Source organism: Rhizobiales bacterium NRL2 (assembly GCA_001664005.1).
Classification (GTDB): domain Bacteria; phylum Pseudomonadota; class Alphaproteobacteria; order Minwuiales; family Minwuiaceae; genus Minwuia.
This window is the reverse complement of record CP016093.1, coordinates 1,048,097-1,060,752: the sequence shown is the minus strand read 5'-3', so window position 1 is coordinate 1,060,752 and position 12,656 is coordinate 1,048,097. Positions and strand designations below refer to the sequence as shown.

Annotated in this window: 12 protein-coding genes and 1 tRNA gene; 4 read left to right on the top strand and 9 right to left on the bottom strand. The window is 68.4% G+C overall.

What is annotated here, in order from left to right; genetic code table 11:
- The first annotated feature begins 273 nt into the window (after positions 1–273).
- Positions 274–1,287 (top strand): hypothetical protein, encoded by a 1,014-nt coding sequence (locus TEF_04895; protein ANK80197.1) that lies wholly within the window; start codon positions 274–276, stop codon positions 1,285–1,287.
- Between the two features lie 52 nt (positions 1,288–1,339).
- Here TEF_04895 and TEF_04890 read toward each other — a convergent pair whose 3' ends face one another.
- From TEF_04890 to TEF_04855, 8 genes are all read right to left on the bottom strand, one after another.
- Positions 1,340–2,188, bottom strand: coding sequence for a hypothetical protein (locus tag TEF_04890; GenBank protein ID ANK80196.1), 849 nt, complete (start codon positions 2,186–2,188; stop codon positions 1,340–1,342).
- 125 nt (positions 2,189–2,313) lie between these two features.
- A tRNA-Ala gene (locus TEF_04885) sits at positions 2,314–2,389 on the bottom strand.
- An 84-nt stretch (positions 2,390–2,473) separates the two neighbouring features.
- Complete coding sequence (locus TEF_04880; protein ID ANK80195.1) at positions 2,474–2,926, bottom strand: hypothetical protein; 453 nt, start codon at positions 2,924–2,926, stop codon at positions 2,474–2,476.
- Between the two features lie 111 nt (positions 2,927–3,037).
- Positions 3,038–4,066: a hypothetical protein gene (locus TEF_04875; protein ID ANK80194.1), complete on the bottom strand. Its 1,029-nt coding sequence runs from the start codon at positions 4,064–4,066 to the stop codon at positions 3,038–3,040.
- Positions 4,063–5,319, bottom strand: a complete 1,257-nt coding sequence (locus tag TEF_04870; protein ID ANK80193.1) for a hypothetical protein — start codon at positions 5,317–5,319, stop codon at positions 4,063–4,065. The genes TEF_04875 and TEF_04870 overlap by 4 nt, the downstream gene beginning before the upstream one ends.
- Positions 5,320–5,520: 201 nt before the next feature.
- Complete coding sequence (locus TEF_04865) at positions 5,521–5,895, bottom strand: hypothetical protein (protein ANK80192.1); 375 nt, start codon at positions 5,893–5,895, stop codon at positions 5,521–5,523.
- 74 nt (positions 5,896–5,969) lie between these two features.
- On the bottom strand, positions 5,970–6,782 hold the full coding sequence (locus TEF_04860; protein ANK80191.1) for an ABC transporter permease: 813 nt from the start codon (positions 6,780–6,782) through the stop codon (positions 5,970–5,972).
- 142 nt (positions 6,783–6,924) lie between these two features.
- Positions 6,925–7,518, bottom strand: coding sequence for a hypothetical protein (locus tag TEF_04855; GenBank protein ANK83285.1), 594 nt, complete (start codon positions 7,516–7,518; stop codon positions 6,925–6,927).
- Positions 7,519–7,728: 210 nt separating this feature from the next.
- Between TEF_04855 and TEF_04850 the strand changes: the two genes are divergently transcribed.
- From TEF_04850 to TEF_04840, 3 genes are all read left to right on the top strand, one after another.
- Positions 7,729–8,940, top strand: coding sequence for an argininosuccinate synthase (locus TEF_04850; protein ANK80190.1), 1,212 nt, complete (start codon positions 7,729–7,731; stop codon positions 8,938–8,940).
- 212 nt (positions 8,941–9,152) lie between these two features.
- A complete protein-coding gene (locus TEF_04845) occupies positions 9,153–10,136 on the top strand; it encodes a hypothetical protein (GenBank protein ANK80189.1) in 984 nt (327 codons plus the stop codon).
- Positions 10,137–10,206: 70 nt separating this feature from the next.
- Entirely contained in the window at positions 10,207–11,004 is a 798-nt protein-coding gene (locus TEF_04840) for a hypothetical protein (protein ANK80188.1), read from the top strand.
- 89 nt (positions 11,005–11,093) lie between these two features.
- Here the strand turns inward: TEF_04840 and TEF_04835 are convergent, their stop codons facing one another.
- A complete protein-coding gene (locus TEF_04835; protein ANK80187.1) occupies positions 11,094–12,557 on the bottom strand; it encodes a hypothetical protein in 1,464 nt (487 codons plus the stop codon).
- Positions 12,558–12,656 lie beyond the last annotated feature (99 nt).

Below are 12,656 nucleotides of genomic sequence, written 5' to 3'. Positions count from 1 at the left end.
CGCGTCACTCAACCTGAACAAAGGGGAAGCACGTGACAGCGAAGCATGAATTCCAGCAGTTGAAGAAGAAGCACGCGGACCTGGACGAGGCCCTGCGACGCGAAGAGGCGCGTCCGTTGCCGGACGAGGCCCTGATTTCCCGACTGAAGAAGCAGAAGCTCATGCTGAAGGACGAGATGGCCGCTCTGGAGTCCAGCGCCGCCTGACCCCTCTTCGAGGCTCACGCGCAGGAGGCCCTGTCTGAACGGCGGGGCCTTTTGTTATTCTGACCCCATGGAACAGGAAAACGACCTCGGCCCCCGCCTCGCCAGGGCCTTCGACAGACGGTTCGGCGGCGGCCACTCGGTCGAGCGTCTGGAGCGCCTGTCGGCCGGCGCGTCCCGTGAATCCTATATCTTCGAGGTTCTCGCGCCCGACGGCGGGCGGCGGTCCCTGATTCTCAAACGCGATCCCCCTGGCGCGGCCCACGACGAGGACGACCCCGACAACCGTTTCGGCGCCGACCGGCCGACGGAGGCTGCGATCGTCGCCGCTGCCCACGCGGCAGGCGCCCACGCGCCGGCGATGATCTTCTGCGCCGATGACGCCGACAGCCTCGGCGCAGCCTTCGTCATGGAGGCGCTGGAGGGCGAGACCCTGCCCCAGAAGATCCTGCGCGATCCGGCGCTGGCCAAGGCGCGGGCGCGCCTGCCCGCGGAAATGGGCGCGGCGCTGGCGCGCCTGCACGCGGTGCCGACCCGGGAACTGCCCCGGCTGCGCACCTTCCGGCTGGATGATCACCTGGCCGCCTTCCGGGCGATTCTGGACGGATACGGCCAGCCGCAACCGGGCTTCGAATACGGTCTGCGCTGGCTGGAGAAGCATCGCCCGCCCGACGAAGCGCCGGTCTTCGCCCATGGCGACTTCCGGATGGGCAACATCATCGTCGATACGCAGGGCCTGGCTGGGATTCTCGACTGGGAAGTCGGCCACCTGGGCGACCGGCATGTCGACCTGTCCTGGCCGTCCGTCCGCGCCTGGCGATTCGGGCGCGACGACCGTCCCTTCGCCGGCGTCGGACCACGCGAGACGTTCTTCGAGGCCTACGAGGCCGCCGGCGGCGCCCCGATAGATCCGGAAATCGTGCGCTACTGGGAAGTGCTCGGCACGCTGCGCTGGGGCGTCATGTGCATGACCATCGGCCAGCGGTTCACCTCCGGCCGCGAGGCCTCGGTCGAGAAGGCGGTCATCGGGCGGCGGGTCGCCGAGACCGAACTCGACTTCCTGGACCTGATCGACGTCCTGTGACTCCGCGCCCGCCGCGAAGCCGGCACAGCCCGGGCAAATGCCGCCGCGCGGCCTACTGGCAGAGGCGGTAGCCGCGCCTGCGCACCTTCACGTCCAGGTGCAGGTGGTCGGCGTGCGCCGCATCGGTGCCGGGCCCGATCACGGTCGTGAAGCTCAGGCAGGCAGCGGCGCGAACGGCCTGCTGGAACGCCTCTTCCGCGTCGCCCTCCCCCTCGCGCGGCTCGACCGCCAGACTGTCGCCGCCGGCGAAGCGGAACCCCATGACGTCGACCGCGTTGCCGAACGCATGTTCGGAAAGCCGCCCGCTGGCCGAATTGTTCCGCCGGCGGCAGACATAGACCGAGCCGTGATCCAGACCGGTCAGCCGACCCCGGTCCGGCAGATGCGTGGCGGCCGGGACGACGAAGCCCGACACCCACTCCGCCAGGGCGCGCGCCGTCGCGCAACGCATGCGGGCGGGAGGACGCAGCACGACGCCGGGAACGATCTCCGTCACCCTGAGCGGCCGGGCGACGCCGCAGCTCGCGTCCTCGCTTTCGATCCGGTCGGCGATCTCGTAGGCCGCGCCATAGACATCCAGCGCCGCCCGACAGGCCGCGAACGCCACGTCCGGTTCGGCGAGGCGTTCCGGCGCGGGGATCGGCGGCGGCTCGGGTCCCGGCGCAGGCGCGATTTCCGCTTCGGTGGCCTCGGCGTCATCTGCAGCGTTCCCGCGCGGCGCTTCGGCGGCTTCCGTCCTGTCTGCGGCATCGGGTGGCGGCGGGGGTGGCGTTTCCGCCGGTCTGGACGGCGGCAACGGGGGCGGCGCGCCGTTCCCGTTGCCCGCACCCTGCGCCAGGACGGACGCCGTCAGCCCCGCCAGCAGCGCCATGCCCGCCCTGATCGTGCCGATGCGTTCCATTGTCCCTTCCGGCTGTCGCCATCGCGCGCGCCCGGGCGGCGCGGCTGGAAGGTCAGATGGGTTCGTCGGAAGGGGACGCAAGCGGCCCGAAGGTCGCGCGCCTCAGATGCGAACGGAGGGGGAAATGGTGGAGCCAGGCGGAATCGAACCGCCGACCTCTTGAATGCCATTCAAGCGCTCTCCCAACTGAGCTATGGCCCCACCGGGGGCACAAGCCGCGGCCCGTGCCTTCGAGGAAGCGGGTTTTATGCAAGCCCCGAAGGGATTGCAAGCCCGGATTGGACCCTACCGCTTCTCGTCGTCCTCGTCGTCGGTGACGGCGGTATCGTCTTCTTCGTCGTCGTCGGAATCCGAATCGGAATCAAGCGGATCGAGGATGACCTCCTTCTCCTCGTCGAGATCCATCGGCTCGTTGTTGTCCTCGGCGTCGACGTCGGAGGACGCGGTGTCGTCCTCGTCATCATCGTCGTCGTCGTCCTCGATGAGGGCCTCGTCCTCGTCGTCATCTTCCAGAAGCGTGCCGTCGTCATCGTCGTCGTCGTCGACTTCCTTCTCGACCTTCTTCGGAGCCGGCTTCTTGACCTTCTCCTCCTGCGTCGGACGGCGCTGCTTGAACACGACGACGGGCTGATTCTCCGTGCCGCAGCTCGGGCAGACCAGTGGCGTCTTGTTGAAGTCGTAGAACTTCGTGCCGCAATTGCTGCAGCTATGCTTGGTGCCCCATTCGGGTTTCGCCATGACGGCAGCTCCGCAATTGTTCGGTGTCAACCATGGATTCTCGGACGGCGGTCAATAGCCACTGTCCGGCAGGGATGTCAAAGCATGTTTGACCCGCGCCCCGCCCGCCGGTCACCAGCCCGCGCGCCAGCGATACAGGACCACCCGTATGCGCCAGAGCAACCTGCCCGTCGCCGCATAGCGCCAGGCGTTGGCGATCCGCCGCCAGGCCGTGCGTCCGGCAAGGCGGAATCGCTGCGCCAGAAGATTCACGCGGCCGGCACGGCGTCCAGCGGTCATGTCGGGTTCATATCCCTTCTTCGCAAGCATCTCGCCGGCGCCCTGCTGGGTCAGCGCGATCTCCACGTCGGTGAGTTCCTGCCGCCAGGCCTCGATGCGGTCGGCCTTCGGCTTCTCGGCGAGGTTCCCGTGCAGATGACGCTGGTCCTCCGGAATGCGCGCCAGATAGGCGTCGCCTTCCGGGCCGGCGGCGTTGCCCAACGGCGGCAGGTCCTCACGGCTGACAAAGCGCCGAACCGCCGCCATGGTGGCGTCATAGGCGGTGATCAGGTCTTCGTAGCGGACCTCCATCAGGTCCGGGCCCGCCACCCGGTCCACGCGCCGCGCATTGGCCGCCCAGCGCCGCGCGGCGTCCAGCGGGTCCTCGTTCATCGACCGCGCGGTGTAGGAGCCGACAGACTGTTTCTGGCTGCCGAAGACGCCGCGGGGATCGCGGATGATGTGGAGATACCTGGCCGACGGTATCTCCCGTCTGAGACGGGAGATGTGGTGGGTCAGACGCGTCCCCTTCACCAGGTAGTAGGGCGCCGCCGCGCCGGCGAAATGCAGGTCCAGCACGGCGCGGACGATCGCCTCGAAGGGCGCCGGCATGGCGAGTCCCGCCAGCCGCGCGCGCAGCTCCTCGCGCCCGACGCCCCACTGGCCGAACTTCTCGTCGCCGAAGAGCGTCTCCACCACCCGGTCGACGTCCGCCGCCGAGCGGATCGCCGAACCGGTTTCCAGCAGATCCGCGAAAGCCTCCGTCTCGATGGTGACCGCGACTTCCCCGTGCTGGTCGAGGCGGCTGGCGAGAAAGGTCGAGCCCGACCTGTTCTCGTACATCAGGAAGACGATCTGGCGCTGTTCGAGGGGGACGGTCATCGCCGGCGCAGGATAGACCGCAACGCGCCGAAGGTCAGCGTCTTCGGGTCGGGCAGCGATAGCGCGCCGGTCAGCCGCCAGGCGAAATAGGTATGCAGGGCCATGCGCGCGGTGATGGTCAGCGCAGTGACCACGGCGACGCCGGTCGCGCCGTGTTGCTTCACGACCAGGATATTGGCGATCACGTTCACGGCCAGCGCGCCCAGCGTCAGCGCCGACATCAGGTTCTGATGCCCGGCCATCTGCAGCATCATGCCGGGACTGCCGACCACGGCGCTGACCACATGACCGGCCGCGAGGATGATGAGAACCGTCGCCGCATCGCCGTAGGGAGCGCCGAACAGCAGATCGAGAATGGGCTCGGCGAACAGCACGATCAGCACGAAGACCGGCACCGAGACGACCGTCGACCAGGTGGCCGCGATCCGCGCCATGCGCTCGAAGTCGCGGATACGCCCCTCCGCATGCAGCGCGGCGAGAAGCTGCGGCAGGGCCATGTTGATCACCGACAGGCCGAAGATCACCAGGTTGGTGACCCGGATCGCCGCGCCATAGAGCGCGACTTCCGTGGCGTCGCGGTAGAGGCTGAGGATCCAGACGTCGGTCGCCTTCAGCACCAGCGCGCCGGAGGAATGCAGCAGCATGGGCGCCGACAGCACGGCGAGATGCCGCGCGCCGAACGCCTCGTCCGCCGGCGGGCCGCCGCTGTGACGCGCCACGAAACGCAGACACAACCCCATGGTCAGCAGCGCGATCAGGGCCGACGCCGCGGCGTAGATCTCGACAACCGCCCAGACGCCGGCGGCCTGGCCACCGGCCAGCAGGGCGAGGGCCGCGAGAAACACCAGCCCCTCGCGCGGCGCCGACAGCAGCAGCGCGCCCGAGCGCACCCGTCCGACACCGCGCAGGAAGGCGGAGCCGATCTCCTCGGCCGCACGGGTCAGGATCACCACGGCGATGAGGCCGGCCATCAGCCAGCCCAGTTCGCGCTTGAACAGCGACGTCTCCATCGCCGGCCAGAGACCGAGCAGCACCGCAGTCAGCGCGACGCCGACGGCCGCGAAAATCAGCGCCGTCGCCTTCAGGATCGCCCCCGCCCGGTCCCACGCGCCCGCCCCGCCGGCGATGCCGGCCAGCTTGGTGACGCCGGTCTGCATGCCGAAGCTCTGGATCATGGCGCCGACGGCGACGATCTGCGCGAACACCGTGTAGAAGCCGAAGTCCGCCGGACTCAGCAGCCGGGTGAGCACCATGGCCACGGCGATGTTGAGAAAGCCCAGCGCGGCCCGGTTGACCAGGCCGAAGAGCGCGCCCGCCCTGAGGCGTCGGTTATGGCGGCCTTGGTCGGCGATGGCGGGGCCCCGTTGCTGCGGATCGGCGAATCAGATGCTGGCGACGCCGGACCGGCGATTCTTAGAGCGAATCCGCGCGCCCGCCAACGCGGGAAAGCGGCCTCAGAGCCAGCGCTGCGCCGCGTTCACCGTGTCTTCGGGACCCGTGTTGAAGCAGATGTTCGCCGTGGGCGCGTGCTCGTGCACCAGATTGACGACCTTCTCGAACAGCGGGAACCGCTCGTCGTCCGCGCGCAGACCCGCATCGATCACCACGCAATCATAGGGCCGCCGGTCCAGCGCCTCGGTCACGGCCTCGGACGCCGTGCGGGCGCTGTCGACGAGACAGAGGGCGGCGTCGACGCCCTCCTCCTCGAGAGCGTGCTTCTGCTCCTCCAGCTGCCGGCGCAGCTGATCGGCGTCCAAACCCGGCCAGCGACCGTAGTCGACGGCGTCCGGGTGCAATGCGATCAGGACGACATTCTTCTTGTTCGTCATTCGGTCGCTCCATCATGTCCTGCTGGCTTCTGAGGTGGGGGGATCGGGCAATTCCGGCAAGACCGGGCAAGGACTCACCCGGTCAGCCGGTCCAGACGGATGCGGTGGCGGCGGTCGGAAAGCCGCCAGGCTGCACCCCACAGGGCCACGACAAGACCGATGCCGGTCGCGCCGGCGATCAGGAACATGACCAGGATCTGGTAGCGCACGGCCTGCTCCGGGTCTGCGCCGGCGAGGATCTGGCCCGTCATCATACCTGGCAGCGAGACCACGCCCGTTGCCGCCATGGCGTTGATGATCGGGATCAGCCCCGCCCGCGCCGCACGCCGCATGGAGGGCGCCAGCGCCTGCCAGCGCGTGGCGCCGGTCAGCAGGTGGGCCTCCACAGCCGCGCGGCGGCTGGCCAGGTCGTTGGCGAGCGCATTCAGGCCGATGGCAATGCCTGTCATGGCATTGCCCAGCATCATGCCGAACAGCGGAATGGCGTAGCGCGGGTCGTACCAGGGATCGGGGCGGATGGTGACATTGAGCGCGAACAGCATCACCAAGGACGCGCCAAGCAGCATGGTCGCGGCACCCAGACCATAGCCCCAGATTCCCTTCAGCCGCCGCTCCTGCCGCGCCATGACCTCGTAGCCTGCGACCGCCAGCATCACCGTCGCGACCAGCGCCGTCAGGCCCGGCGACTTCGTGGTCAGGATCACCTTCAGCACCAGACCGATCAGCGCCATCTGCACCACCATGCGCAGCGCCGCGACCGTCATCTGCCGCACGAAGCCGAGATTCAGCGCCAGCGACAGTCCCGCGTTGATCACCAGGAACACCGCGGCGAGCAAGACCTCCCAGTTCTCCGGATCGATGGTCATGGCGACTCGACTTTCCGACATCCCGGGCCAGCAATGGGGGTCCGGAACCACTGCGTCACCCCCGCCCTGTGCGGGGGTCCGGTTTGGGCATCACAGCCAGACGCAGAGCTCACCATTGACGCTTCCCGGATGCCCGCACCAGGCGGGCATGACAACGAGTTTCTCATTCCTCCTCCTCCACGCGGCCGTCCCGCATGTGCAGGACAGCCAGCCCCAGCCTTGCCACCTGCGCGGGATCGTGGCTGGCGATCAGCAGCGCCGCGCCGTCCGCCAGCATCTCCAGGACCGCGTCCTCCACATCGCCGCGATTGCCTTCGTCCAGCGCCGAGGTCGGTTCGTCGAGCAGCAGAACCTGCGGCGCGCGGGCGAAGGCCGCGGCCAGGGCGAGACGCTGGCGCTCGCCGGTGGAAAGCGACGCAACCGGCTTTCCCAGTAGCGCCGGCGCAAGCCCGAGCCGCTCCGCCATCGCCGCGCCACCTTCGGGCAGGTGCTCCCCTGCGGTCTCCAGCCACCAGGCCGGCTCGGCCGGCACATAGGCGACGCGCCGGCGCCACTCCGGGGCCGGCATGCGGCTGCGCGCCTCGCCGGAAAGCAGCACCTCACCCTCGTTCGGGTCGAGGTCGGCGATGGCGCGGAACAGGCTGGTCTTGCCGCTGCCCGAAGGCCCGACGACGGCCAGCCCCTCACCGGCCCCGAGGCGGAGCGAGACATCGCGGATGACGGCCGAACCCAGCCCGCGGACCTCGAGCCGGGACACCCCTTCGCCATTGTCCTGCGATCTCATTCCGCGACGATAGGAGGGGCAGACAAGACCGGCAATCGGCTTCGCCCGCCTCCTGCGCCGACGCGCGCCGCTTGACGGCTCGAAGGCGGGGCGATAGCGAACGGCCTCGAACCTCAGGTCCGGCTTGCCGGCGTTCCGCGCCGCTGGGCGGCGGGGATGACAACATGATTGCGGGGGCCACAAATGGCGAAAGACAAGATCAACAAGGTCGTGCTGGCCTTCTCCGGTGGCCTCGACACCTCGGTCATCCTGAAATGGCTCCAGACGACCTATGAATGCGAGGTCGTCACCTTCACCGCCGACCTGGGCCAGGGGGAGGAACTGGAGCCGGCCCGCGCCAAGGCCGAGCTGCTGGGCGTGAAACAGATCTACATCGACGATCTGAGGGAAGAGTTCGTGCGCGACTACGTCTTCCCGATGTTCCGCGCCAACGCCATCTATGAGGGCACCTACCTGCTGGGCACATCCATCGCCCGGCCGCTGATCGCCAAGCGCCAGATCGAGATCGCCAAGGAGGTCGGCGCCGACGCCGTCGCCCACGGCGCCACCGGCAAGGGCAACGACCAGGTGCGCTTCGAGCTCGGCTACTACGCGCTGAAGCCCGACATCCACGTGATCAGCCCCTGGCGCGAATGGGACCTGACCAGCCGCACGAAGCTGATCGAGTTCGCCGAGCAGCACCAGATCCCGATCCCCCGCGACAAGCGCGGCGAGGCCCCGTTCAGTCAGGACGCGAACCTGCTGCACATCTCGTCCGAGGGGAACATCCTGGAGGATCCGTGGCAGGAGGCCGACCTTGATCTGATCCTGACCCGGATCGTCAAGCCCGAGGACGCGCCCGACAAACCGACCGAGATCACCATCCAGTTCGAGAAGGGCGATCCGGTCGCCATCGACGGCAAGAAGCTCTCGCCGGCGGCCTTGCTGACCGAGCTCAACCGCCTGGGCGGGGAGAACGGCATCGGCATCCTCGATATCGTCGAGAACCGCTTCATCGGCATGAAGTCCCGCGGCGTCTACGAGACGCCGGGCGGCACGGTGCTGTTCCACGCCCGCCGGGCGATGGAGTCCATCACGCTGGAGCGCGGCGCGATGCACCAGAAGGACGAGCTGATGCCGCGCTATGCGGAACTGCTCTACAACGGCTTCTGGTTCGCGCCGGAACGCGAGATGCTGCAGGCGGCGATCGACCACGCGTCACTGCGCGTCAACGGTGAGGTGCGGCTGAAGCTCTACAAGGGCAATGTCATGATCACCGGACGGCGCTCGCCCAACAGCCTCTATGACGAGGCCATCGTCACTTTCGAGGACGACGCCGGCGCCTACGACCAGCGCGACGCCGAGGGCTTCATCAAGCTGAACGCGCTGCGCCTGCGTTTGCTCGGCCGGCAGTAGGGCGGCCATACCCCCGACCTTTTCCATGTCATCCCCGCCGCCGCGCAGCGGCGCGCGGGGATCGGGGCGATGTCTGGCTTGAGGGTCCATCCTGCGCCCGATGCCCGCGCAAGGCGGGCATGACACCTGGGGATGCCGGAGCATTTCCGCCATGCCGCCCTTGATCGCCGCGCGCGGACGGGCGAAGGGTGTCCGCGAGGAGCCCGAAGACGATGAGCGCAACGGCAACGACGGACGAGAGCAACCGGCCGCTGGTCGGCATCTTCTTCATCCTGCTCGGCATGATGGCGATTTCCGCCAACGACATGCTGGTGAAGTACCTCTCCGACGGCTATCCGCTGCACCAGATCGTCTTCATCCGCTCCGGCATCGGCATCGCCATCAGCCTCGCCCTGGTCCAGTTCGAGGGCGGCTGGGCGATCCTGAAGACCCGGCGGCCCGCCCTGCACATCCTCCGCGGCCTGCTGATCGTGGTCGCCAATCTCTGCTTCTTCATGGCGCTGGCGGTAATGCCGCTGGCCGAGGCGACGGCGATATTCTTCGTCGCGCCTCTGTTCATCACCCTGTTGTCGATCCCGCTGCTGGGCGAGCCTGTGGGCCCGCGCCGCCTGATCGCCTGCGTCGTCGGCTTCGCCGGCGTACTGGTCATGCTGCGCCCGTCCGCCGCCGGCGAGGGGCCGGGCCTGCTGGTGTCCCTCCTGCCGGTCCTGGCGGCGCTCTGCTACGCGCTGTTCCAGATCATGACCCGGCGCTTGGGCGGCATCTCCAAGGCGTCCGCCATGGCGGTCTACCTGCAGGGGGTGTTCATGGCGGTCAGCCTGGCATTCTTCGCGGTCGCCGGGGACGGCCGCTTCGCCGAGGGCGTCGACAACCGCAGCCTGGTGTTCCTGTTCCGCGCCTGGACCTGGCCCACGGCGGACGACTGGCTGCTGTTCGCGGCATTGGGCATCGCCTCGGGCGTCATCGCCTACGCGCTCTCCCAGGCCTACCGCTCGGCCAGCGCCGCCACCGTGGCGCCGTTCGAGTATGTCGCCCTGCCGCTCGCCGGCCTGTGGGGCTTCCTGATCTTCGGCGAGATTCCGGACCTGAGGGCGCTGGCGGGCATCGCGCTGATCCTGGGCGCGGGCCTCTACGTCCTTGCCCGCGAGCGGGCGCGCGACCGTCCACGCCGCGATGGCAGGCCCATCCGGCGCTAGTTTGCGTTTCCACCGCCTCCGCGGTGCGCTAGATCAGGAACAAGGTTCCGAAAACGCAGGGGAGGCAATCATGGCGGATCTGGAAACCACCATCGAGAACGGCATCGCGCGGGTGGTGATGAACCGGCCCGACGCGCGCAACGCGTTGTCGATGGACATGCGGGCGATGATGTCGGAGACGTTCCACGAACTGGAGCAGGACGACAGCGTGCGCTGTGTCGTGCTGGAGGGCGCGGGCGACCACTTCATGGCCGGCGGCGACGTCAAGAACATGCACGAATATCTCAAGACCGCTTCCGGTCCGGAGATCGAGAACTACTTCGTCAACCGCATCCACAACCTGCATCCGATCATGTTCGCCATGCGGCGGATGCCGAAGCCGATCGTCGCCAAGGTGCGCGGCGCGGCCGCGGGTGCTGGCGTCTCGGTCGCCGCGGCCTGCGACCTTATCATCGCCGCGGAAAGCAGCTTCTTCACCCTCGCCTATGTCCATATCGGCACCACGCCGGACGGCTCCGCCAGCTTCCACCTGCCCCGTGCGCTGGGCATCAAGAAGACCATGGAGATGACGCTGCTGGGCGACCGCTTCACGGCGCAGCAGATGGCCGATCACGGGCTGGTCAACTTCGTCGTGCCCGACGCGGAGCTGGACGACGAGACGGACCGGCTGGCCACCCGCCTCGCCAACGGGCCGACCTTCGTCTACGGCCAGGCCAAGAAGCTGATGTACCGCAGCCAGCAGAACGAATTCGAAAGCCAGCTGCAGATGGAGGGCGAGATGTTCGCCTCCTGCGCATCGCGCGAGGACTACCGTGAAGGCGTCGCCGCCTTCGTCGAGAAGCGCAAGGCGAAGTTCACGGGCAAGTAGCATTGGGGACGTCCTGGGGCTTGACCCCAGGACCCAGTCCTTCGATTTGCTGGGCCCTTGGATCAAGTCCAAGGGCGCCGCCTCTTGCCCTACTCGTAGCCCTTCGGAACGTGGACGCCGCCGAACGCCTGTTCCAGCAGGTGGGCGAAGCGGATGGTCGTCAGGTCGCCCATGTACGGACCGACGATCTGCACGCCCAGCGGCAGACCGCTCTTCGCGCCGAGGCCGATGGGCGCGACCGTGCCCGGCAGGTAGACCGCGCCCGATATGCCGGCCCAGAAGAGCTGATCATTGTAGCCCACCTTGCGGCCGTTGATCTCGAGCTCCCGCACCTCCCTGGGCTGGTCCTCGTTCCGCGGGAACGCGGCGGAAGCCGCCTGCGGGCAGAGCAGCAGGTCGAAATCGCGGAAGAACGCCGCCCACTTGTCGCGGTAACCGTAGCGGCGCCGGTCGGCCGCAGCCCAGTCGTAATAGGTGATCGTGCCCGCCCGGGCGTTCATGGCGAAGTAGCTGTCGTCATCGTCCTTAAGGTTGGCGACAAGTTCCTGGAATTCGCGATAGGCGTCGGCCGGCAGGCGGCTGTGGGTGACAGGGCGGAACAGCCGGAAATAGTCGAGGTGATATTCGAACCAGTCGACGTCGATCGGGTCGCGCTCCTCGACCGTGGCGCCCGCGGCCTCCAGCCGCCCGGCCAGATCGCGCAGCGCGTCCTGGTACTCCTGCTCCACGTCCGAGACCGGCGAGGTCGTCATCAGGCAGACGCGGAAGTCTCCCAGATCGTCCTTCTCCGGCTTCGGCAATTCGAGCTTCCAGCCCGCGCCGTAGACGGGGTCGTCGCCGGCGACGGCGAGCAGCGCCGCCTCCAGGTCCCGGGCCGAGCGCGCCAGCGGGCCGCAGACCGCGATATCGGAGGGCGCCATGGACGGCGCCTTCCAGTGCCCGCGCTTGGGCACGATGCCGTAGGTCGGCTTGTGGCCGAAGACGCCGCAGAAATGCGCCGGATTACGCACCGACGCGCCGATGTCGGAACCGAACTCCAGCCCGGTCAGGCCCGCCGCGAGCGCCGCCGCCGAGCCGCCCGAGGATCCGCCGGGCGTCCGCGACGGGTCCCAGGGATTGCCGCAACTGCCGTAGACTGCGTTGTAGGACTGCCAGTCGGTGAGATTGAGCGGCACGTTGGTCTTGCCGAAGACATTGGCGCCGGCGCGTTTGATGCGCTCCACGACCACCGAGTCCGTTTCGGCCACGTTCTCCGCATAGGCCGGGTCGCCCCAGGTCGTCCGGAAACCGGTGAGGTCGTAGCTTTCTTTCACCGTCATCGGCACGCCGTGGAAGGGGCCCAGGGAATAGCCGCGGCGTTGCAGCCGGTCGAGCCCTTCCGCCGCGTCCCGCGCGCCGCCGAAGTCGTCGGCGATGACGGCGTTGATCGCCGGGTTGAGCCGCTCGACGCGGTCCCTGAAATGCTCCAGCGCCTCCACGGCGCTCGTCCGGCCCTCGCGGATGTCCTCGGCAATTCCCAGCGCGTCGCGGCGATGCAATGGCGTGGCGGCCATGCGGCTCCCTCCCCTGTTGTTCTTCTGCCGGGCGGCAGTTTCGGCGATTTGCGCAGGGCGCGATAGCCCGTCCCGCGCGCCCCTGCTATCAAGCCGCGC